Genomic DNA, 22,725 nt, shown 5'->3' with positions numbered 1-22,725 from the left:
GCGAGCTATTCTTGTATGCCATAATTTGAAAATGTCTGAATATGGTGCATTTAACTATGCAAACAGTATAATGGGTTCGAGACAAGGGGCCTAAATCATGGATAGTTATAAGCAATTCAATGTTTTAGGTAAGTCTTATAAAGTTGGTATGAGAATTGCTATATAAATACCAGCAACTAACACGCACTTAACAAGTGCAACAAAATTTCATTGGAGCAAAATGAGCATGGCGAACAAGGTCCTTCAACTCATACAAGAAAGTGGCGCAAAATGGGTCGATTTTCGCTTTACTGATACTAAGGGTAAAGAACAGCACGTAACTTACCCAGCTGATTCTATTGATGAAGATACTTTTGAAGACGGTAAAATGTTTGATGGTTCTTCAATCGCTGGTTGGAAAGGCATTGAAGCATCTGACATGATTTTACGTCCAGATGCAGAAACTGGTTTCATCGACCCGTTCTTTGCTGAACCAACTGTAGTTGTGACTTGTGACGTTATTGAACCTTCAACAGGTCAAGGTTATGAGCGTGACCCACGTTCGATTGCTCGCCGTGCAGAAGAATACTTAAAATCTACAGGTATCGGTGATACTGCATTCTTTGGTCCAGAACCAGAATTCTTTGTATTTGACGAAGTGAAGTGGGACATCGATATGTCTGGCGCTCGTCATACATTAATCGCTGAAGAAGCTGCTTGGTCTACTGGTAAAGACTATGAGTCTGGTAACTCTGGTCACCGTCCACGTGTTAAAGGCGGTTACTTCCCAGTTCCTCCAGTTGATTCTTCACAAGATATGCGTGCAGAAATGTGTGCAAAAATCGAAGACATTATGGGTCCAGGTCGTGTAGAAGTACATCACCACGAAGTTGCTTCTTGCCAGTTAGAAATTGGTGTGAGCTTCAATACACTTGTACGTAAAGCTGACGAAGTTCAACAGTTCAAATATGCTGTTTGGAATGTTGCACATCAATATGCAAAAACTGCAACCTTTATGCCTAAACCAATGGTAGGTGATAACGGTTCTGGTATGCACGTTCACATGTCTATCTCTAAAGATGGTAAGAACTTGTTTGCTGGTGATGAATATGCAGGCCTTTCAGAAATGGCGTTGTACTTCATCGGTGGTATCATCAAGCACGCTCGTGCATTGAATGCAATCACAAACCCATCTACAAACTCATACAAGCGTTTGGTTCCTCACTTCGAAGCACCAATTATGCTTGCTTACTCAGCGCGTAACCGTTCTGCTTCTATCCGTATTCCATACGTTTCTAGCCCTAAAGGTAAGCGTATCGAAGCTCGTTTCCCAGACCCAATGATGAACCCGTACTTAGGCTTCGCTGCATTGTTAATGGCTGGTATCGACGGTATCCAAAACAAGATCCATCCGGGCGAAGCTGCTGATAAGAACTTGTATGATCTTCCTCCAGAAGAAGAAGCAAAAATCCCAACAGTTGCTCATAGCTTAGATATGGCTCTTGAAGCACTTCAAGCAGATCACGAGTTCTTGCTGAAAGGCGGCGTGTTCACTAAAGAAATGCTTGATGCATACATCGAACTTAAAACTGAAGATGTACGTCGTCTTAACACGACTACTCACCCAGTTGAATTCGATATGTACTACAGCTTGTAATACGTATTTCGTAAAAAAGCCTGCATATGCAGGCTTTTTTATTGCTTGGAATGTTGATTGAATTATCTACGTTTTTTATCAAAAAATTGGAGTAAACTAAGTGCGAGTTTTCATGTGAGCAGATTATGCGTAAACGACAACCAGTACTTAAACAGGAAAAGGCTTTAAATCCTGAGTTGAAAACATGGTTGTATGCTTCTGGTTCTCTGACTCAACAACTCACTGAGCTTGGTGGTGGCCAGTTCAGTGTGAAGCCCTTTAAAGAGCACTTTCAGCGTTTAACTTTGGCAGATAGTCAATGGATGAATATGCCTCATGCTCATACTTCATGGGTAAGGGAAACCTATTTATATGGTTGTGAAGCAGAGCCGTGGGTGAAAGCAAAAAGTATTTTTCCAATTCAAAGCTTACAAAAAAGAGCGCGTATATTTCAGCACATCGGTTCTAAACCGATTGGCTTTTTCCTATTTCAAAGAACAACTCCGCTTTGTGACCGTCGTGTCATTCGTTTGTCAGAAGGCTGGACGCGACAAAGTTGCTATACTTGGCATGGATGTAAATTTATCGTCCAAGAAACATTCTTACCGGCTTTTGAAGCTTTTTTAAATCAGCAGCACGACAAGGAATTACTATGACGACTGCAACAGGTACAACATGGCGTCAGCGTTTAGAGGCTTATTATTATCTATGTCGATTTGATAAGCCTGTTGGAACAGAACTGGTGTTTTGGCCAACCATGTGGGCACTTTGGATTGCAGCAGAGGGAATGCCACCTCTACATATTCTTTTGGCGATGGTATTAGGTACAATTTTTATGCGTGCCGCTGGCTGTGCAATTAATGATTTTGCTGATCGTAAAGTAGATGGACATGTAGAGCGTACAAAAACACGCCCTTTGGCAACAGGGGTAATTAGTCCAAGAGAAGCGGTGTATGTATTTTTAGCATTAGTATTTGCCAGTGCTTGTACATTGTTCTTTTTACCTATCGCGACGTTCTACTGTGCATTAGGGGGCCTAGCGTTAGCATTTATATATCCTTTTATGAAACGTTATACCCATTTACCGCAAGTAGTGTTAGGTATGGCATTTTCTTGGGGGATTCCAATGTCATTTACTGCAATGGGTAAGCCTTTAGATATAACGTGTTGGCTAATTTATTTTGGTAATTTGGCATGGACAGTGGCTTTTGACACTCAATATGCAATTACAGATCGTGAATATGATTTAAAGATTGGTGTGAAATCTACAGCTATTCTTTTTGGTCGATATGACATCCAGATTATTGCTCTTTTACAAGCAACTAGTCTTGTTTTGATTGGTACTGCATTATATTTAGAAAATATCTTATTCCCCTGGACAATTATTGCTTTAGTTGTAGTGGCCTTTGATTTTGTATATCAAACAATTAAAACCAAAGACCGCAACCCTCAAGTATGTTTTTGGGCATTTCGTCACAATCGCTGGGTTGGATTAATCATTTTTCTAGGAATATTTTTAAATTTCATATAGTAAAAATGACCGTGAGGTTGAAAAGTGTTCTATGCAGAGCACTTTTTTTATGTCTTAATATTTGTGCATAAAAATATGCGGAATAAATAACACATAAAAAGGATATTCTATGAAACGGTCAAAAATTGCTTTAGCTATAACATTATCAATTTCAGCACTATTTCTTACAGCGTGTAATGACGATGATGATGACTATACAGGGATAGACACAAATAAAGCTTATGTCTCAGAAAGTAATTACGCGATTGATAAAGTTGATAATGCTTCAACGATCAAAGTAATGACTTATAACATGGCAAATGTTCAAGGAAAAACAGCAACTGCTACAGCAATGGTATTGTTTCCAAAAGCAACACAACCGAGAGATGGTTATCGTGTAGTGGTATGGGAACATGGAACTGTTGGGGTGGGTGATGGTTGTGCGCCAAGCAAAAATGCTATTAATCCGCGATTTAAAATCCTTGCTGAGTCCTTATTAGCAGCAGGTTATGTGATTGTGGCACCAGATTATGAGGGTTTAGGCACACCAGGGGTACATCCGTACTTAAACTTATCTAGCGAAGCAAAATCAGCGTTAGCTGCAGTTAAAGCAGTAAAAGAGCATTATGGTGCTCAGTTAAAAGGTGATTGGATGTCGATTGGTCAGTCTCAAGGTGGCCATGCATCATTGGGTACTGCTGAGTTTGCTAATACGGATGTAAGTTATAAAGGTGCGGTAGCTGGAGCACCTGCATCAAGCTTAGGAACAATCATTCAAATTTATATTGATCCTGCAATGAATCAAGATAGTAATTTTGCAGTTAGTAAGCTAGATCAGGCAATTAGAGCGCGTAGACAGATTGATGCAGCGATTGCTGCAGGGCAAATGTCTCCAAATGATCCACTGGCGCTTGCTGTACCTACAATTGATAAAACTGCAGAAGGATATGCCGAATTGTTAGCATATGCCGCTTTTGCTAGTGCAGGGATTAAAGCACAGCAACCAGACTATGATTTGAAAGCAATTTTTACATCGGGAGCGGCTGACATTGCAGAATTGGCTTATGGTCGTACAGGGGATGATGGTGCTTGTTTAAGTTATCCTACACCTGATAGTGCAAACGGCCTGCAAGAGAAATTTAAAGCGGGAATCTTAGCTTTCTTGGCTGACCCTACACATCAAATTACCCAGTACGGTATTGATCTAAATAAATTTAAAGCAGATCAAGTTGTTCAACGCTTCTTGACTGCTACTCAACCTGCAACGAATGCTACTGCTGAGAAAGTTATTAAAACACCGGTATTTATTATTCAGGGCGAAAAAGATCAAGCGGTATTGCCTGTGGTAACGCAAGGCTTATTCACGAATATGAAAGCGAATGCTTTGAAGTTTTTCCCTCAAGCAGCTTACGATAAGGGCTATAACTTAACAATTGTACCGAACGCAACTCATACACAAGCAATCGTATGTCAAAATGCCAATGCTGTAGATTTCATTCAAGCTAATATGTCAGCGGGTACGGGTATTGTGCTGACTGATGCACAGAAAGATGCCAGCCAAAGTCCACACTGCACAGGTAAATTCTAAGATTTATTTGTTTAATTAGAAATTAGCTTTTAAAAGAGCCACGTTATAGTGGCTCTTTTTGTTATATTGTTACGCATTCTGAAATCGATACTATTTGAGTTTGAAGAACTTATGAGCCAGCAACCTGTTGAAAAAAAATCTGTTCCTTGGTTATTAATGGGATTAGGTTTACTTATTCCTTTTCTGATTATTGGAATACTTTTCTTGGCTGCAAAAAGTGATGCTAAGAATAAAAAACAATATGAACAGCAGCGTTTAGAGATGGCAAAAAGAATAGCTGAGAAAGAAGCTGCAAATTCTGAATCGAAATAGCTTGTTAATGAATATCCTTTTGTAATTGGCGTACAGTAGGAATATTTGTGTAACGCTTTACAAGGTAGCCTGCTTCAGTGAGCATTTGATCACGAATACGGTCTTCTTCTACTTTTTCAAGATGGGTCGGGTCATCTAGCTCAATAATGGCCATGACTTCCATTTTGTCGTTTAGCACGACAAAGTCAGTAACTTTACGATTGAACTGACTACGAATTTTATAATCATTACTCGTAATTAAAGCGCTAAAAGCCACTTGTGCTAATACATGATAATTTGGAAAACTTTGTTTTAAACGTATAAACATTTGAGTTTCAAAGTTTGTAATGACAGGACGAGCAAAGAATTTTTGTTTTGGAAATAAATAAGGGCGTAAACAAACAAGAAGAAAAATACAGGTGCTTACGCAACCTAAAACAATAAAAAATAAGTGACTCGATTCGAACATGTGAAGGCATCATACAAATAAAAACCCACTCATGATGAGTGGGTTTTTAAGAATCTTGGCTCTCCCACCTGGGCTCGAACCAGGGACCTGCGGATTAACAGTCCGTCGCTCTACCGACTGAGCTATGGGAGAATCTGGAAAAGGATTTTAGGCAGGAAAGGGGGCTGGGTCAAGCCTTAATAACAGAATTAGAGTGAATATCTAATCGTTTGGTTTAAAAATACTCGAAACATTGATTTTATTCAAAATAATGAAAAAATGATTAAATCATTAGAAAAGAAAAAACCCGCAATAAATGCGGGCTTTTATAATCTTGGCTCTCCCACCTGGGCTCGAACCAGGGACCTGCGGATTAACAGTCCGTCGCTCTACCGACTGAGCTATGGGAGATTAGTAGATGGCTCTCCAACCTGGGCTCGAACCAGGGACCTGCGGATTAACAGTCCGTCGCTCTACCGACTGAGCTATTGGAGAATCTGATGCGCATTTTATGGATGAAATCTAAAAGCGTCAATAAGAATATTAAAGAAAATGAATCGTTTGCTTGATTAATATGCTTTTGTTGTATTAAAAATAAAAAAACCACCCAAAATAGGGTGGTTTTTTATAAAGAAATAAAATTATTTCTCTACGCCAGCTGGTTGACCTGCAAGTTTTGCATTTGCATAGTCCCAGTTCACAAGGCTTTCTAAGAAAGTTGCGATGTATTTAGGACGTAAGTTACGGAAATCGATGTAGTAAGCATGTTCCCATACGTCAATTGTTAAAACAGCAATTTGACCATGTGCAAGTGGAGTGTCTGCATTAGAAGTTTTAGTAATAGATAATTTACCATTTACTTCATCAGCAACTAACCAAGCCCAACCTGAACCAAATTGAGTTGTTGCAGCAGCAGTAAATTCTTCTGCAAACTTTTCGTAGCTACCAAAAGCTTCGTCAATTTTAGCAGCGATTGCGCCAGTAGGCTTACCACCACCATTTGGCTTCATGCTGTTCCAGTAGAAAGTGTGATTCCAAACTTGAGCAGCATTGTTGAAAATACCAGCTTTAGATGCATCACCAGCAGTCGCTTTAATGATTTCTTCTAAAGTTTTACCTTCAAGGTCAGTTCCTTTGATTAAGTTGTTTAAGTTAACAACATAGGTATTGTGGTGTTTATCGTGATGGTATTCTAAAGTTTCTTTACTAATATGTGGCGCTAAATCATCATAGCCATATGGAAGTGCAGGTAAAGTAATGGTTGTCATGTTCCTATTCCTTGCATTTGCTGGGTTATACAATTAAGTGGCTCTATTGTAAATGATTCTGGTAACAATAGGGCATCGTTTTAAAGAACTATACACAATAAAGATCTAATTAATACGCATAACACAGATTGAAAAAAAGACTTAATTAAATCGGATTATTCAATTCAAAATATTCAGCTTCAATTGAAAACTGTTTTGAGATCGCTTGTGCCAAACGCTGAACTCCATAACGCTCAGTAGCATGGTGACCACAGGCGAAATAGTGAACCCCTAATTCTTTTGCTTCATAAAAAGTTCGTTCACTGACTTCACCTGAAATATAAGCATCACAATTTTGCAAAGCAGCTTTAGCAATAAAATCTTGAGCGCCGCCTGTACAGAAGCCTACTTTTTGAATGCTTTGCTTTTCTGCTGGTAAATGAATCACTTTAAAATCAAAACTGTTTTGAAGCTGTGCTTTAAACTCATCTACAGAAACTGCTTGCTCTAAATAACCAATATTACCAATCGGATGTTTCTCGGTTAAATCGAGTGGTTCTAAATTCTTCAAGTTTAGTTTTTCTGCAATCGCTACATTGTTGCCCAAAGTTAGGTGTGCATCTAAAGGTAGATGATAAGCGACTAATGAAATATTATTTTGAATGAGTTTTTTAATGCGGTTGCCTCGCATTCCAGTAATTGGATACGGTTCACCCTTCCAAAAATAACCATGATGTACGAGTAATAAATCTGCATTTTGAGCAATTGTTGCATCAATCGCATTTTCGGAAGCAGTAACCGCACAAACGATACGTTTTACTTCAGTTGAACCTTCAATTTGCAGGCCATTTGGTGCGTAATCTTTAAATTCTGCCGCTTTTAAGGTTTGGTCGCACCACTGAATAATTTCATGCAAATTTGCCATGATATTTCCTGAATTGAGTAGTAAATAATTGCTAAAGCTATAGAAACATATTTTGTTGTGTAACTAAAGCTAGACAAATCTTTTTTGACTTTTTTATGTATATCGACATATTTAATTTAAAATGCTTAACTGAAAACTCTTTTTGTTCAATATATTAATTTAATTAAAAACTTCTTTGCGTAGAGGATATGAACGTGCGCCGCACCTTTACATGGTTACCTTGGGTGTTACTTATTATTGTAATTGCCAGTTTTATTGCATGGCAAAAATACCATCAGCCGAAACCAACTGTTGCAGTTGATGGGGTGCAAATGCCTGCTGAGAAAGTTGAACCACTCGTTGATACTTCGCGAGCGGGCGGGGTGGTATCTTATAGCGCTGCAGTAAAAGTTGCAGCGCCAGCAGTTGTTAATATTTTTACGACCCAGAAAGTTAAACAAAATCATCCATTATTAAGTGATCCGGTCTTCCGTGAGTTTTTTGGAAATCAGGTTCCTGAACAACAACAGCAAAATGAAAATAGCTTAGGCTCTGGGGTTATTGTACGAGCTGATGGTTATATTTTGACGAATAATCATGTGATTGCTCAAGCTGATCAGATTGTAGTTGCATTACATGACGGCCGTCGTGCAGAAGCAACGATTGTTGGAACTGACCCAGATACCGATTTGGCTGTAATTAAAATCGACTTAGATAAATTACCGGTATTGCCATTTAAACTGAGTGGTAATGAAGTAGGTGACGTGGTCTTAGCAATTGGTAACCCATTTGGCGTAGGCCAAACGGTAACTCAAGGTATTATTTCTGCGACTGAACGCTCTGATTTAGGCATTAATACCTATGAAGACTTCATTCAAACAGACGCCGCAATTAACCCAGGTAACTCTGGTGGAGCATTAATTGATGTGGCTGGGAATTTAATCGGGGGAAATACTGCTATTTTCTCTCAGTCAGGTGGTTCTTTAGGAATTGGTTTTGCAATTCCTGCTAAAGTTTGTCAACAAGTACTAAACTCAATTTTGAAAGATGGCCGTGTAGTTCGTGGATGGTTAGGGATTAGTTTAGTGCCACCTACACAAGAAGATGTATTGGCACCAAAACAGCAAATTGGGGTTGTGGTTGCAGATGTCTTGAAAAATGGTCCAGCTGCCTCAGCAGGTATTAAGATTGGTGATAAAATTATTCAGGTGAATAATCAACAAATCACTTCAGCATCTCATTTGATTAATTACGTTGCATTACAAGCACCTAACAGTGAAATTAATGTAATGGTCGAGCGAGATGGGAAGCAACAAAACTTTGTGGTGACAGTAGGGGAAAGAAAAAACCAAAATACTCAATCACAATTTATACCGCTGCCTAAACAGTAAAGATAAAAAAGCCTCGTAATGAGGCTTTTTTCTTGGTGTTAATTAAGTATGAGATAGTGCTTGATGCTGATGTTTGAACTCAGTTAAAGCATCAATACGGTACTGAATGAGCATTTCACCAATCTCAGCACCTTTAATGTTTTCAGGTAAATCCTGAACTTTAATAGAGCGAACGATTTGCATCGCATCCAACATGTATTGAGCTTGTGGATAAGGTCGGTCTTCTAAACCTAATCTTCCTTTAGCATCACATTCACATGCTTGTACAAAAGCTTCAACTCTCTCAGGACGACGTAATACATCTAGACGCTGTAATAGACGCCATACAGTTCCTGGTTTTAACGACATAATTTGATGACATTTTAGATGTTCTTTACACACTGATAATGCCAACTGTCTAGTTTGAGTTGGAACTTTTAAACGTTCACATAACTCGGTAACAGGTTTTACTCCACGTTCTTCATGCATGATGTGGCGAGGAAGTTCGTTAGCTGGAGTCAATGCTTTACCCAAATCATGTACTAAAACAGCAAATCGAACATCAAGTGAATAGTTTGATTTACAAGCTTGCTGTAATGACATTAAGGTATGTATGCCGCAGTCCACTTCTGGATGATATTCAGGGCGCTGTGGTACACCAAATAATGCGTCAATTTCAGGGAAAAGATGTTTCAACGCCCCACAGTCACGCAATGTCTGAAAATAAACGTCCGCATGATCTTCTAAAAGTGCGCGAGAAGTCTCTTTCCACACACGCTCTGGTGTTAAGGCATCAAGCTCACCTGACTCAGCCATAGTTTGCATAAGCTGCATTGTCTCTGGCGCAATCTGAAAACCATATGAAGAATAGCGAGCCGCAAAACGTGCAACACGTAAAACACGTAAAGGATCTTCAGCAAAAGCTTCTGAAACATGACGCAAAGTTTTATTTTCTAAATCTGTTTGACCGCCATATGGGTCATATAGTTTGCCATCTTGATCCATTGCTATGGCATTGATGGTTAAATCACGGCGGATTAAATCTTCTTCTAAACTTACTGTGGTATCGGTAAAAAATTGAAAGCCGTGGTAGCCTTTACCAGATTTTCTTTCAGTACGTGCAAGTGCATATTCTTCTTTCGTTTCAGGATGAAGAAACACAGGAAAATCTTTGCCTACAGGTTGAAAACCTTGGGCGAGCATGTGTTCCGGCGTTGCACCGACAACAACATAATCTTTTTCTTGATAGGGATGCCCAAGTAAAAAATCACGGACGGCACCGCCTACTAAATACACTTGCATGAAAAAACCTCTATTCTTCAAGCAATCATGCTACAGAATAGAGGTTTTCTCAAGTCATTAGAGATGCTTTTCGTAAAAAGCAGTTTCTAAATTACTTTTCTTGTTGTTGGATTTCAGCAACAGTTAAAGCAGTCATATTGATAAGACGACGAGTTGTTGCTGTCGGTGTCAAAATATGAACAGGTTTTGCTGCACCAAGTAAAATTGGACCAATAGTAACGTTGTTACCAGAAGTTGCTTTCAACAAGTTAAATGAAATATTTGCAGCATCTAGGTTTGGCATAATGAGCAAGTTTGCAGAACCTTTAAAACGTGAGCCAGGGAATGCAAATTGACGAATGTTTTCGTCTAATGCTGCATCACCGTGCATTTCACCTTCAACTTCAAGCTCAGGAGCTTGCTCAGATAAAATACGATAAACTTCACGCATTTTTTGAGCACTTGAATCAGTTTGGTCACTACCAAAACTTGAATGAGAAAGAAGTGCTACGCGTGGAGTAATACCAAAGCGACGTACTTCTTCAGCTGCCAAAATAGTCATTTCAGCAAGTTGTTCAGCAGTAGGATTAGTGTTTACATAGGTATCTGCAATGAACAAATTACGATCTTCAAGCATTAATGCATTTAATGTGAAGAAGTTGTTCATGCCTTCTTTAAGACCGATAACATTGCGTACAAAGTCAAGGTGAATGTTATAGCTACTGTAAGTACCACATAACATACCGTCTGCTTTACCAAATTTAACCAGTAAAGATGCAATTAAAGTTGAACGGCGACGAGCTTCACGTTGAGCATATTCAACAGTAATGCCTTTGCGTTGCATTGTTTGATAGTAGTCTTTCCAAAACTCTTCATACATCGGGTTTTGTTCTTGATCTACAATCTCAATGTTTACGCCATGTTGTAAACGTAAGCCTAATTTTTTGATATTAGCTTCAATTACAGCAGTACGACCTACTAAAATTGGTTTAGCTAAATCTTCATCAACTGCGATTTGCACTGCACGTAATACGCGCTCATCTTCACCTTCAGCATATGCGATGCGTTTAGGATCAGTTTTTGCTTGAGCAAAAATCGGTTTCATCAAGAATGCAGAGTTATAAACAAACTCAGATAATTTTTGACGGTATGCAGAGAAATCTTCGATTGGACGAGTCGCGACACCTGAGTCCATTGCAGCTTTAGCAACAGCAGGAGCAATTTCTAAAATTAAACGTTGGTCAAGTGGGCGTGGAATTAAGTAGTCACGGCCAAATGAAGCAGATTTTTCGCCATAAGTTGCTGCATCTGCTTCTACGTGTGCCATACGTGCAATTGCATGTACACATGCAATTTTCATGTCTTCATTAATCGTTGTTGCACCAACGTCAAGCGCACCACGGAAAATGTAAGGGAAACATAATGCGTTGTTTACTTGGTTTGGATAGTCAGAACGACCAGTTGCCATGATTACATCAGGACGTACTTCATGTGCATGTTCAGGTAAAATTTCTGGATCTGGGTTTGCCAAAGCAAAAATAATAGGGTTCTCAGCCATCTGTTTCACCATTTCTTTGGTGAGAATACCAGCAGCAGAAAGACCCAAGAACATATCAGCCCCAGCCATTACTTCATGTAACTGAGTTGCTTTAATGTCTTGAACATAACGTTTTTTCGATTCATCCAAGCCTTCACGTGAAGTAGTGAGTAGACCGCGAGAATCGGCAACAATGATATTTTCTTTATTTACGCCTAAAGCACAAAGCAAGTCTAAACAAGAAAGGGCAGCAGCACCTGCACCTGAAGCTACAATTTTGATTTCATCAATTTTCTTATTTACAAGTTGCAATGCATTGAGCAAAGCTGAACCTACAATGATACTTGTACCGTGTTGATCGTCATGGAATACAGGAATTTTCATGCGTTCGCGAAGTTTCTTTTCGATATAGAAACATTCTGGCGCTTTAATATCTTCGAGGTTGATACCACCGAAAGTTGGCTCAAGAGAGGCAACAATATCTACAATTTTATCTGGATCGTTTTCTGCAATTTCGATGTCAAATACGTCAACACCAGCAAACTTCTTGAAAAGTACGCCTTTACCTTCCATTACAGGTTTAGACGCTAATGGTCCAATATTACCTAAACCAAGAACAGCTGTACCGTTACTGACTACGGCAACCAAGTTTCCGCGAGCTGTATATTTAGCAGCAGCTGATGGATCACGCTCAATCTCTAAACATGGCGCAGCAACTCCTGGTGAGTAGGCTAGAGCCAAATCTCGTTGGTTGACAAGTTGCTTACTTGGGGTGACGCTGATTTTCCCTGGGTTTGGATATTCATGGTAATTTAAAGCGGCCTGTTTTAAAGATTGATCGTCCATCTGAGTCTCTATTTGATACAAAAAAGCAAACTAGTCAAATTGCTCATTTAGGGAGAGGCAACTCACTTCTTTAACTACGCTTTAATTTTTACCAATTAAGAGAATAGTAGACGAATTGCCAATAGCCCCGTGGTGAGCTAAATGCTAAAGAATATAACACTACTTCTTTATTTCTCACAGTCAAAAACGCTCATTTTTGGAAAAAGCAGCATAGGTAAAATAGATGATTGGAACAATTAAGAAATATGCGGATTTGTTTGTAGATAGGGAATAATCTGCTCGGCAGGAATAGGGCGACTAAAGAAATAGCCTTGTAAAAAATCACATTGCTGTTTTTGTAGATAGGTGACTTGTTCTTTTGTTTCTACACCTTCAGCAACCAGTTTAAGTCCCATACTTTTACCCATCGCGATCATTGCATTTACTATTGCTTCTTGTTTGTGATCACCAATTTTAGAAATAAAAGCACGATCAATTTTTAATACGTCAATTGGGTACTCTGTCAGATAGGCTAAAGAGGAATAACCCGTACCAAAGTCATCTAAGGCAATTGAGATATCTCGTTGTTTTATCGCGTGTAATAGTGTTTTTACATTGGCAGTATTGTCTAAAAGGGCTGACTCTGTAATTTCAAGCTCGAGATCTGAACCTTGAATATTATATTTTTGCAAAACCTCATCTAAGTCATTGAGTAATAAGCCTCGATGTATTTGTTGAGCGACAATATTTACAGAGACTTGAATATTGATATAACCAGCTTTTTTCCACTCTTGGAGTTGCTTTCCAACTTTATCTAAAACAACTTTCCCAATATCTGAGATCAGGCTACTACGCTCAGCAAAAGGTATAAACATATTTGGCAGGATTAATCCTTTTTCAGGATGTTGCCAACGAATGAGTGCTTCAAAACCGATAATAGATTGATCGTGTAGATTAATTTTGGGCTGGTAATAAATGACAAATTCATCATTTTGAATGGCTTTACGTAATTCTTGCTCTAAATCGGCAGTTTTATATGAGTGATTTGTTTTATTGCAGTAATAGCAAATTGTATTACCACCTAAACGTTTTGCCTCGGAAAGAGCTTGCTCTGCATGATTGTTGAGATGATCAATTTGTCTACCATGTTCAGGAAAACATGCAACACCGATAGATGCAGTAATAAAATATTCGTGATTATCAATGTAAAAAGGTGCATTCAGTGCTTGTAAAATATTTTGGCAATATTGTTCAACATTTGGATGAATTGGCGAAATTTCATAAATGATTGCAAAATCATCACTATTTAAATAGGCGACTAAAATCGCATTGATATTGATTAAGCGTAATCTTTGTGCGAACTGTTTAAGTAATTCATCACCACTATCATTATTTAAAAATTCATTGAAAGCTCGGAAGCGGTCAATATTTACCCGTATTAATGCTAAATTTTTAATGTTATATGAAGGGTTTACAAGATATTGATGTAATTGATTGTAGTAGTAAAGACGATTAGGCAGGTGGGTGAGGCTATCGTAGTTTTTTAAGTAAGATAGATGTTGCTCTTGGCGCTTTTGCTCAGTGAGGTCACGTGCAAATCCAATATAATTGGTAATTTGATTGAATTCATCTTTGACCACATTGATATGCAACCATAAATATACGCTTTTACCAGAACTAAACTTTTCGTCAAACTGACCCATATATTCTCCTGTCTCCAGAAGTTGTTGCGTTATTGATGTATGAAACTGTTGTTGCAATTCTTTTTGATTAATTGTAATGCTAAATAGTTCTTTATTCAGAAGTTCTGACTTAGAAAATCCGGTTAATTTTTCATAGTAGGGATTTACATCAATATAGTTTAGGTGCTCATCTAAAATAAATATTCCTTCCGCAGCTTGCTCGAGCACAATTGCAGATAGTCTTAAATGTTCTTGGTCCTTTTTCTCTTGATGTATATCGCGGGTCATTCCCACCATACGAAGCGCTTTTTGTGTTTTTGGATCTCTGGTGATGACACGACCTACATCATGAATCCATCTCCAAGAACCATCTCGACGTAAAATTCGAAAGGTGATATTAAAATGATCTGTAACGCCTTCTAAATGTTGTTTTAAACGTTCATCAAAAAGTTTTTTATCGCTTGGGTGTATACGATCTAATATTGTATTGAGATGAATAACGGCGGTTTGAGTTTGTTTTTGTTGATCGAAAAATGTAATTTCCAATCTTTGACTTTCAATATCCCAATCCCAAGGTCGAATACCCGCAGTTTCATGTGCAAAAGCTAAATTATAGTGATGGCTTTCGAGTTGCTCATTCATTTTGGTGAGGTCATAGGTACGTTCACGTACTTTTTGCTCAAGTAAATGATTATTAAATTGAAGCTGGGCTTCAATATCTTTGGACTTATTCACTTCTTGTTGGAGTTGTACACATAATTCTTCAGCCCATTGGGTATGCTGGTCTGAAATTTGAACAAGCTGTTTATTTTTTAATAATAATTGAGAGATCTTTTTGTAATTGCGTTGAGTTGCATATGCACAAAGCACAGTTGCGACAAAGGTGAGGTTATAGGCGAAATAAAAAGGTAGCTGAGTAATTGGATTATGTGTGAATTGAGCAATTAGTAGAGGGAAGGTGCTAGGAATAAATAAGAGATAAAAATATCGGGGTTGTTGGGTTAAAAAAGTAAGGCCAATGATATGAGCCGAAGTAATAAATAAAGCAATTAAAATATGAGCATCTGGTAGTGCAATTAATTCAGGAGGTAGATAAAAATGAATAATTGTGACATTTATTCCAATTAAAATTCCTGAGAATAAACAAATACTTTGTAAGACACGATCAGCTTTTTTTGTAAAATCAATCGTACGATAGTGAGTTAAAATATTTGGAATAAATAATAAGCTGACAAGAGCAACGACGGTAAGACCAATAGACCAGCTAAATATTGTTATTGTAGATGAAAAATAGTAAGAAAAAATACCATATGAAATGAGGCACAGTAATATCAGGCTAATTAAATACCAGCGGATATATTGAGTTGAAAGTTTCAGCTGTTCAATTTTTGTTTGATGCTGTAGATATTCTTCCTGAAGCCCAGACATAAGATTTTTCTATCCTATTTTTTTTACATATATACAGAAAGAATCTGATTTATCAGTGAAAAAGAATTTGAAATTTTATTCATACAATAAAAGTAAGTTAACTTTAAATAATGATTTAATCAATGTGCAGAGAACTTAGGTGGATAAAAATCGATAATTTAAAATAGACAAGGCAACAACAGGGGCAGTTTCTGTACGCAAAACTCGGTCACCAATGCACCAGTTCATAAATCCAGCTTGATTGGCTTGGGTAATTTCATTTTCACTTAGTCCCCCTTCTGGGCCAATCAATAAGGCAAGTTCAGGTTGTATTCCCGCCAATACATCTTTTTGTTCTTTTTCTGGTGCTAAAACAAATTTAGATTGAGGAAGCTCAGAAGAACTTAACCATTCATGAAGAGAAATAGGCGCTAATACTTCTGGAACCAAATTGAGGCCACATTGTTCACATGCTGCAATTGCAACAGCTTGCCAGTGATCTAATTTTTTTTGATCTCGATCGTATTTTAAGCGCATTTCACAACGCTCACTAGTTAGCAATTGAATCTGGCTTACACCTAATTCAGTGGCTTTCTGAATGGCATAATCCATTCGATCGCCTTTACTCATGACTTGACCTAAAACAGCTTTAAAAGGGGCATCACGGTTTGCAGGGTTAAAATTCTCAATTGTGACAAACGCATTTTTTTTATTAATTTCTGTCAAAGTCGCGAGATATTCCCCACCTTGTCCATTAAATAGAGTCGCTTGTTCTTGTAGTTGTGCACGTAAAACACGCACCCAATGATGGAATACTGATTCTGTCAGTTGAATTGTTGAGCCAACTGTAAGTTCAGTTTCGATAAAAAAACGGTTCATTGGGTACGCCTTACAAAATTAATTTAACCCAAGATCAACAACAAGTTGACGAGTTGGTTCGATTTGATTCATTGAATAGAAGTGTAAGCTTGGCGCACCACCTGCAATAAGGCGTTCACACAACTTAACAACAACTTCATGACCGAAAGCTTTAATACTTTCACTGTCATCACCATAGGCTTGTAATTGCTTACGGATCCAGCGAGGAATTTCAGCACCCGTACCGTCTGCAAAGCGAATTAAGTTACTTGCGTTGGTAATTGGCATGATTCCTGGAGCCACCGGAATGTTAATTCCAGCTTGCTCTAAACGCTCTATAAAATAAAAGTAGGAATCTGGATTAAAGAAGAATTGAGTAATTCCTGCATTAGCACCAGCTTGTACTTTTTCAATAAAACGTTGAATATCTGAATCAAGGTTTTCAGCTTGAGGATGCATTTCTGGATAAGCTGCAACTTCAATATGAAAATGGTCACCTGAGTGCTCACGAATAAAACGTACTAAATCCTGTGCGTAAGGAAGTTCCCCAAGTCCAACCTGACCAGAAGGTAAATCACCGCGTAAAGCAACAATACGGTTAATGCCTTGAGCTTTATATAAATCCAGTAACTCAGCAATACGAGCTTTATCATCACCAATACAAGAAAGGTGAGGTGCAACTGGTGTACCTTTACCATTGAAATCATCAATAGCAGCCAGAGTACGTTCGCGAGTAGAACCACCAGCCCCATAAGTAATTGAGAAAAACTCAGGGTTCAGAAGTTGTAATTCTTGGTGAACAATACGAAGTTTTTCAGCACCAGCATCAGTTTTTGGCGGGAAAAACTCAAAAGAAATAGGTGTACGTTTAGTCATGTCAAATCCTTGTAAACAGCGAAACATTTTAGAAAAAAGGGCAGTCGGTTCACCGTCTGCCCTTAAGTTCTTAGTACTTGTAAGCGTCAGACTTGAATGGTCCCTCAACAGCAACACCTAAATAATCGGCTTGCTCTTGAGTTAACTGAGTAAGTACACCACCGAAACCTGCAACCATTGCAGCAGCAACTTCTTCGTCAAGTTTCTTAGGAAGAACTTCTACACGAATTTTTGCAGCTTTTTCATTTGCAGGAAGATCAGCAAATTTCTCTTGGAATAAGTGAATTTGACCTAAAACTTGGTTAGCAAAAGAGCCATCCATTACACGTGATGGGTGACCAGTTGCATTACCTAGGTTTACAAGGCGACCTTCAGAAAGAAGGATAAGGTAGTTATTTTCATCTTCTGAACGATAAACTTGGTGAACTTGTGGCTTAACTTCAACCCACTTGTAACCACGTAAATAAGCTGTATCGATTTCTGTGTCGAAGTGACCGATGTTACATACAACTGCACCAGCTTTTAAGCTGTCTAACATTGCTGCATCGCACACGTGGTAGTTACCAGTTGTTGTTACAACGAGGTCAGTGTTGCCAAGAAGATCTTGGTTAATATCTTCTTTTTTACCTGTTTGTACGCCGTTTTTGTATGGAGATACAACTTCATAGCCATCCATACATGCTTGCATTGCACAAATCGGGTCAACTTCAGTTACACGAACGATCATGCCTTCTTGACGTAAAGATTGAGCAGAACCTTTACCTACGTCACCATAACCCACTACAAGTGCACGACGGCCAGACAAAAGCATGTCAGTTGCACGTTTGATTGCGTCATTTAATGAGTGACGGCAACCATATTTGTTGTCGTTTTTAGATTTAGTAACTGAGTCATTTACGTTAATTGCAGGAACTTTCAAAGAACCGTCTTTCCACATTTCGATAAGACGTTGAACACCTGTTGTGGTTTCTTCGGTAATACCGTGAATACGTTCTAAAAGCGCAGGGTATTTTTCATGAACAAGAGCAGTTAAATCACCACCATCGTCCAAGATCATGTTGGCATCCCAAGGTTGACCATTTACATTGATCTGTTGTTCAAGGCACCATACATATTCTTCTTCAGTTTCACCTTTCCAAGCAAAAACTGGAATACCGCGAGCAGCAATTGCAGCAGCAGCATGGTCTTGAGTAGAGAAAATGTTACATGATGTCCAGCGTACTTCAGCACCTAATTCAACAAGCGTTTCAATAAGAACAGCTGTTTGAATGGTCATGTGAATACAACCAAGAATTTTTGCGCCAGCAAGTGGTTTAGATGCTGCATAACGTTTACGTAAACCAATTAGAGCTGGCATTTCTGCTTCAGCAAGTTTGATTTCTTTACGGCCGTAGTCAGCAAGAGAAATATCAGCAACTTTGTAATCTGTAAATGAAGCATTAACCGCGTTCATCAGGATCTCCTAGGAAAAAATAGTATTGATCATTCTGTTCGCGGATGCCGTTGTTGGTTAAAACGAGTGTTTAACCGATCGTCGAGCCTGGCAAATTGATCTTTAGTGCCGATCAATTGTCGCAGCATCCCTCGACTAGCGAAACATTGTACTTGGAAAAGCTTTTAGTGCCAATCCAGTTTTGTTTATTATCTGCGTAATTATCACTTTAGATTCTAATTATGGCATTAAATATTCCCGAGTCCTTGGCAAGCCTAGAGTCAAACTGTGGCGTTTTTGCAGTTTGGATGTTGCTTCAGCATCATGGAATACAAATTGATGTGGTTGAGCTGATTAATATTTGCCGACACGATGAAGGAGGCACCTATACTATTGCCTTAGCTGTTGCTTTAAAGAAACTAGGATTTGAAGTGTCATTTCATTCAGATGAGGATCCTAGCATTAGCCAAAGCGAACGCATGAGCTATAAAGAAGCAACGGTATTAAAAATTCCAACTGGACCAGCGCTGAGCTATCAAGATATTCAAGCTGCAATTCAAAACGGAAAAATGGTAATTGTGTACTACGACACTTTAGAAGGGGTTGGAAACCAGTCGCTCATTTATTCTATAGATCAAAATGAAATCTGCTTTTTTGATAGTTTTGAACCGATGTCAGCGGCAGTTTTTGAAAAGCAGCGTCAAGTAGAGGGGATTTGCCGTCAGGCTATTGTGATTGATGATCGTAATTTTCAGATGCATTCATCCAAATTGAATTAGATAAGAAGAGCCAGTAGAGTGCTGGCTCATATTGAAGTTATTTTTGTTGATATTCTTGAATCACTTCTAAAGCAGCGCGAAAGGCTTCTTGTGTAGCAGGGGCGCCGCAATATGGCAGGCTGTGTAATAAAGTTTCTTGAATCTCTTCAACTGTACAGCCATTGTTGAGTGCACCACGAACATGGCCTTTGAGTTCAGTTGGTGATTTTAGTGCCGTGAGCATTGCCAAAGTAATTAATGAGCGATATTTACGAGGTAGCACACCTTCACGTTGCCAAGTCGATCCCCATGCATGCTCGTTAATCCAGTCTTGCACAGGCTGGGTAAAGGGTACGGTATTTTCTTGTGCACGCTTTACAAAAGCTTCTCCCATCACTTCTGTGCGAACTTTTAATCCATTTTCGTAATCTTGCTTAGACATTAATTTCTCCTAAAAATAAAAGCGTCGATTGACGCTTTTATGGCTGTTTATTAATTAATGCGAATCAAGTGTGATTGCAATAGTGAATTAGTGGAGGCATCAGTCACTAAATTTGATGAGGGTTCGACAAAGGAAGATCTTTATTTAAATCTTCATCAAACACATCTGTAAGCATGCTATCGAATCGAATTGCGTTGTATTGCAATAATTGTTGAGCTTCGCTTTCAGAAATAAAGCTTTCTTTTATCGCTTGTGCAATATTTTCTTCAAAAGTAAGACCCGTAAACTTGCCTTTAGATTCAGCTTTTTTAAACTTATCCCAAAGCGGTTCAAGCGTTCGCAGAATTTGGAAAGCATGTTCTAAACGACCAGTTACATCAACGGCTTTGGTTGAATAAAATACGTGATGTTTAAGCTGTTCTCTGAAAGGGTGCTCTTGCATCATAAGTTCAGCGACTTGTTGTTTTAACTCATCATCTGGTTTTGAAATAACACGACCAAAAGGGAAACAAATCCATTTTACAAATGCTGCTGGAAGTTTGGCTGGGAAGTTTTCAAATAATCCCCAAAATGCTTCCTGAATATTCAAGAAAGCTTTTTGTAGCGCTAATTTAGCGTGAAGTTGTTCAGCTTCAGTTTTTTGTCCAGCTTCATAAAATTTTAAAATCGCAGTAGAAATAAAGAGGTGCGCATGAATATCTGCCAAGCGTCCTGATAACATTTCTTTGCGTTTTAGATCTCCTGCAAGTAGGCCAAGTGACATATCTGAAACAAGTGCGAAGTTGGCACTAAAACGATTAATCGTTTTATAGTAACTTGCAGTGAATTGATCTGCTGACTGAGGCGCATCGCTTGAGCCACCTGTCCAACCGTAGGCAAATGATCTAGCACCGCGGTTAAAGGTATAGGCTAAATGTTTAAATAACAAATCATCGAATTTTTTGACTGAGTTATTTTTATCTTCAGATTGAAGGAGTTGTAACTCTTCAAATAGATAAGGATGACAACGCATTGAGCCTTGACCAAAAATCATCAATGAACGGGTCAAAATATTTGCGCCTTCTACTGTAATAGCAATCGGAATCGCTTGATAGGTAAGGGCAAGGAAATTACGTGGTCCAAGTTGAATAGCACGTCCTCCAGCAATATCCATTCCGTGATTGACAACTTTACGCATCGTTTCAGTTGCATAATATTTTGCCATAGCAGTCATCACAGCAGGTGTTCCACCTTGGTTTAGGCCACATGTCACTAAATAACGGAATGCTTCAAGCATATAGGCATCGCTGGCAATTTCACTAGTTGCTTCTTGTACGCCTTCAAATTTACCGACAGAAATATTAAATTGCTGGCGAATTTTTGCAAAAGCACCAACGGTTAAATAGCTCATTTCACCTGCGGCTGTGGCTAGAGCTGGAAGGGAAATACCACGGCCCACGCCTAAACATTCCATGAGCATACGCCAGCCTTTACCAGCATTTTCTTGACCACCAATAATCCAGTCAATAGGAATAAAAACATCTTCTCCTTCTACTGTTCCATTCATAAATGGTGAACCAGGATAATGTCGTGCTCCAATTTTCACACCTGTATGACTTGCAGGAATTAAAGCACAAGTAATACCGTATTCTGTTTTGTTTTTATCTCCGAGTAGGCCTTCTGGGTCATAAAGTTTAAATGCTAAGCCAACAACGGTGGCAATTGGTGCGAGCGTAATCCAGCGTTTAGAGAAATTCATGCGAAGTCCAAGGACTTGAGCACCTTCATATTCGCCGTAACAAACAACGCCCGAATCTGGAATCGCGCCTGCATCTGAACCTGCTTCTGGGCTGGTTAAACCAAAGCATGGGATCTCTTCACCTTTAGCAAGGCCCGGTAAATACTGCTGTTTTTGTGCATCTGTACCGTAATGCATGAGTAGCTCACCCGGTCCTAATGAGTTTGGAACCATACAACTCACAGCTGTGGTGAGTGAGCGGGAAGCAATTTTGCTCATAATACGGCTTTGAGCAAACGAGCTAAATTCTTTGCCACCAAAGGATTTTGGAATAATGAGGCCTAAAAAACCTTTGTCTTTAATAAATTGCCAAACCTCTGGTGGCAGATCTTTTAAGTGATGATGAATTTCCCACTCATCTAACATGCTACAAAGGAGCTCAACTTCATTGTCGATAAAACTTTGTTCTTCTGCTGACAAGGTTGGGTAGGGATATTTTTCAAATTGAGACCAATCGGGTGCCCCCATAAATAATTCTTTTTCCCACCAACTGGTACCTGCTTCTAAAGCCTCTTGTTCAGTCGTACTGATGCTCGGCATTGAGTTTGCTAATGTTTTATATGCAGGTTGAGTAATCAGATTAAAGCGTAATGGTGCAAATAAAATAATGATACTAAGGGCAATAAGGGGAATACCTAAAAGGAGAGCCCATGGCGTTAGTATAAATGCAGTAAGTATGGCTACAGCAATCGTAATAACACTACCAATGGTTCTGTTTAGATTAAAAAAGAAAATTGCCCATATTGCAAAAAGCTGAATGATAACGCTTAAAACAAAGAGTAGGAAAATCATACTTGCTCCTTGCTAGATAAGCCCTCAAGTTAGAAGTTACAAAAAAGCGAGGAGATATTTAAGGCTTAACTAGCTAATTTTTAAT

At 38.7% G+C, this 22,725-nt stretch carries 18 protein-coding genes and 3 tRNA genes; 7 read left to right on the top strand and 14 right to left on the bottom strand.

Features of this window, described 5'->3' with window-relative positions:
- The first annotated feature begins 220 nt into the window (after positions 1 to 220).
- The 5 genes from glnA to J663_RS02950 all read left to right on the top strand — a co-directional run bounded on the left by glnA (position 221) and on the right by J663_RS02950 (position 5,025).
- A complete protein-coding gene (glnA, locus tag J663_RS02970; protein ID WP_002052696.1) occupies positions 221 to 1,636 on the top strand; it encodes a type I glutamate--ammonia ligase in 1,416 nt (471 codons plus the stop codon).
- Between the two features lie 125 nt (positions 1,637 to 1,761).
- The gene (locus J663_RS02965; protein WP_033847684.1) at positions 1,762 to 2,271 is read left to right on the top strand and encodes a chorismate--pyruvate lyase family protein; all 510 of its coding nucleotides are present in this window, start codon (positions 1,762 to 1,764) and stop codon (positions 2,269 to 2,271) included.
- The gene (gene ubiA / locus J663_RS02960; protein WP_033847681.1) at positions 2,268 to 3,146 is read left to right on the top strand and encodes a 4-hydroxybenzoate octaprenyltransferase; all 879 of its coding nucleotides are present in this window, start codon (positions 2,268 to 2,270) and stop codon (positions 3,144 to 3,146) included. Before J663_RS02965 ends, ubiA begins: the two co-directional genes overlap by 4 nt.
- Positions 3,147 to 3,255: 109 nt before the next feature.
- Positions 3,256 to 4,713 carry a lipase family protein gene (locus tag J663_RS02955; RefSeq protein ID WP_033847680.1) on the top strand — a complete coding sequence of 486 codons (1,458 nt, stop codon included), beginning with the start codon at positions 3,256 to 3,258 and terminating at the stop codon, positions 4,711 to 4,713.
- 111 nt (positions 4,714 to 4,824) lie between these two features.
- The gene (locus tag J663_RS02950; protein WP_000082753.1) at positions 4,825 to 5,025 is read left to right on the top strand and encodes a hypothetical protein; all 201 of its coding nucleotides are present in this window, start codon (positions 4,825 to 4,827) and stop codon (positions 5,023 to 5,025) included.
- A gap of 4 nt (positions 5,026 to 5,029) precedes the next feature.
- Here J663_RS02950 and J663_RS02945 read toward each other — a convergent pair whose 3' ends face one another.
- The 6 genes from J663_RS02945 to J663_RS02920 all read right to left on the bottom strand — a co-directional run bounded on the left by J663_RS02945 (position 5,030) and on the right by J663_RS02920 (position 7,624).
- Positions 5,030 to 5,473 carry a DUF2726 domain-containing protein gene (locus J663_RS02945; protein ID WP_005068176.1) on the bottom strand — a complete coding sequence of 148 codons (444 nt, stop codon included), beginning with the start codon at positions 5,471 to 5,473 and terminating at the stop codon, positions 5,030 to 5,032.
- Between the two features lie 56 nt (positions 5,474 to 5,529).
- Positions 5,530 to 5,605, bottom strand: a tRNA-Asn gene (locus J663_RS02940).
- Positions 5,606 to 5,787: 182 nt separating this feature from the next.
- Positions 5,788 to 5,863, bottom strand: a tRNA-Asn gene (locus J663_RS02935).
- 8 nt (positions 5,864 to 5,871) lie between these two features.
- Positions 5,872 to 5,947: transfer RNA gene (locus J663_RS02930), tRNA-Asn, on the bottom strand.
- A gap of 146 nt (positions 5,948 to 6,093) precedes the next feature.
- Positions 6,094 to 6,720 (bottom strand): superoxide dismutase, encoded by a 627-nt coding sequence (locus J663_RS02925; RefSeq protein WP_000208083.1) that lies wholly within the window; start codon positions 6,718 to 6,720, stop codon positions 6,094 to 6,096.
- 145 nt (positions 6,721 to 6,865) lie between these two features.
- A complete protein-coding gene (locus J663_RS02920; protein ID WP_033847678.1) occupies positions 6,866 to 7,624 on the bottom strand; it encodes a Nif3-like dinuclear metal center hexameric protein in 759 nt (252 codons plus the stop codon).
- Between the two features lie 194 nt (positions 7,625 to 7,818).
- Here J663_RS02920 and J663_RS02915 point away from each other — a divergent pair, with 194 nt between their 5' ends.
- Positions 7,819 to 8,994: a trypsin-like peptidase domain-containing protein gene (locus tag J663_RS02915; protein ID WP_032012401.1), complete on the top strand. Its 1,176-nt coding sequence runs from the start codon at positions 7,819 to 7,821 to the stop codon at positions 8,992 to 8,994.
- Positions 8,995 to 9,036: 42 nt separating this feature from the next.
- Here the strand turns inward: J663_RS02915 and J663_RS02910 are convergent, their stop codons facing one another.
- The 6 genes from J663_RS02910 to ahcY all read right to left on the bottom strand — a co-directional run bounded on the left by J663_RS02910 (position 9,037) and on the right by ahcY (position 18,892).
- Entirely contained in the window at positions 9,037 to 10,275 is a 1,239-nt protein-coding gene (locus J663_RS02910; protein ID WP_017398614.1) for a multifunctional CCA addition/repair protein, read from the bottom strand.
- A 91-nt stretch (positions 10,276 to 10,366) separates the two neighbouring features.
- Positions 10,367 to 12,637, bottom strand: a complete 2,271-nt coding sequence (locus J663_RS02905) for an NADP-dependent malic enzyme (RefSeq protein WP_002118176.1) — start codon at positions 12,635 to 12,637, stop codon at positions 10,367 to 10,369.
- Between the two features lie 236 nt (positions 12,638 to 12,873).
- On the bottom strand, positions 12,874 to 15,726 hold the full coding sequence (locus J663_RS02900; RefSeq protein ID WP_033847675.1) for a putative bifunctional diguanylate cyclase/phosphodiesterase: 2,853 nt from the start codon (positions 15,724 to 15,726) through the stop codon (positions 12,874 to 12,876).
- 135 nt (positions 15,727 to 15,861) lie between these two features.
- Positions 15,862 to 16,584 (bottom strand): 16S rRNA (uracil(1498)-N(3))-methyltransferase, encoded by a 723-nt coding sequence (locus tag J663_RS02895; protein ID WP_002118152.1) that lies wholly within the window; start codon positions 16,582 to 16,584, stop codon positions 15,862 to 15,864.
- Positions 16,585 to 16,602: 18 nt separating this feature from the next.
- Complete coding sequence (metF, locus tag J663_RS02890) at positions 16,603 to 17,439, bottom strand: methylenetetrahydrofolate reductase [NAD(P)H] (RefSeq protein WP_032004580.1); 837 nt, start codon at positions 17,437 to 17,439, stop codon at positions 16,603 to 16,605.
- Positions 17,440 to 17,509: 70 nt separating this feature from the next.
- Complete coding sequence (gene ahcY, locus J663_RS02885; protein ID WP_033847673.1) at positions 17,510 to 18,892, bottom strand: adenosylhomocysteinase; 1,383 nt, start codon at positions 18,890 to 18,892, stop codon at positions 17,510 to 17,512.
- 221 nt (positions 18,893 to 19,113) lie between these two features.
- On the opposite strand from ahcY, the gene J663_RS02880 reads away from it, so the two are divergent.
- On the top strand, positions 19,114 to 19,650 hold the full coding sequence (locus tag J663_RS02880; RefSeq protein ID WP_033847671.1) for a cysteine peptidase family C39 domain-containing protein: 537 nt from the start codon (positions 19,114 to 19,116) through the stop codon (positions 19,648 to 19,650).
- A 37-nt stretch (positions 19,651 to 19,687) separates the two neighbouring features.
- Here the strand turns inward: J663_RS02880 and J663_RS02875 are convergent, their stop codons facing one another.
- Both J663_RS02875 and J663_RS02870 read right to left on the bottom strand, forming a co-directional pair.
- The gene (locus tag J663_RS02875) at positions 19,688 to 20,071 is read right to left on the bottom strand and encodes a carboxymuconolactone decarboxylase family protein (protein ID WP_032055395.1); all 384 of its coding nucleotides are present in this window, start codon (positions 20,069 to 20,071) and stop codon (positions 19,688 to 19,690) included.
- Between the two features lie 106 nt (positions 20,072 to 20,177).
- The gene (locus J663_RS02870) at positions 20,178 to 22,640 is read right to left on the bottom strand and encodes an acyl-CoA dehydrogenase (RefSeq protein WP_033847668.1); all 2,463 of its coding nucleotides are present in this window, start codon (positions 22,638 to 22,640) and stop codon (positions 20,178 to 20,180) included.
- Positions 22,641 to 22,725: the final 85 nt, after the last annotated feature.

The organism is Acinetobacter sp. 826659 (assembly GCF_000588515.1).
Classification (GTDB): domain Bacteria; phylum Pseudomonadota; class Gammaproteobacteria; order Pseudomonadales; family Moraxellaceae; genus Acinetobacter; species Acinetobacter pittii.
The sequence above is the reverse complement of the archived record's forward strand: the minus strand, read 5'-3'. Positions and strand labels throughout refer to the sequence as shown.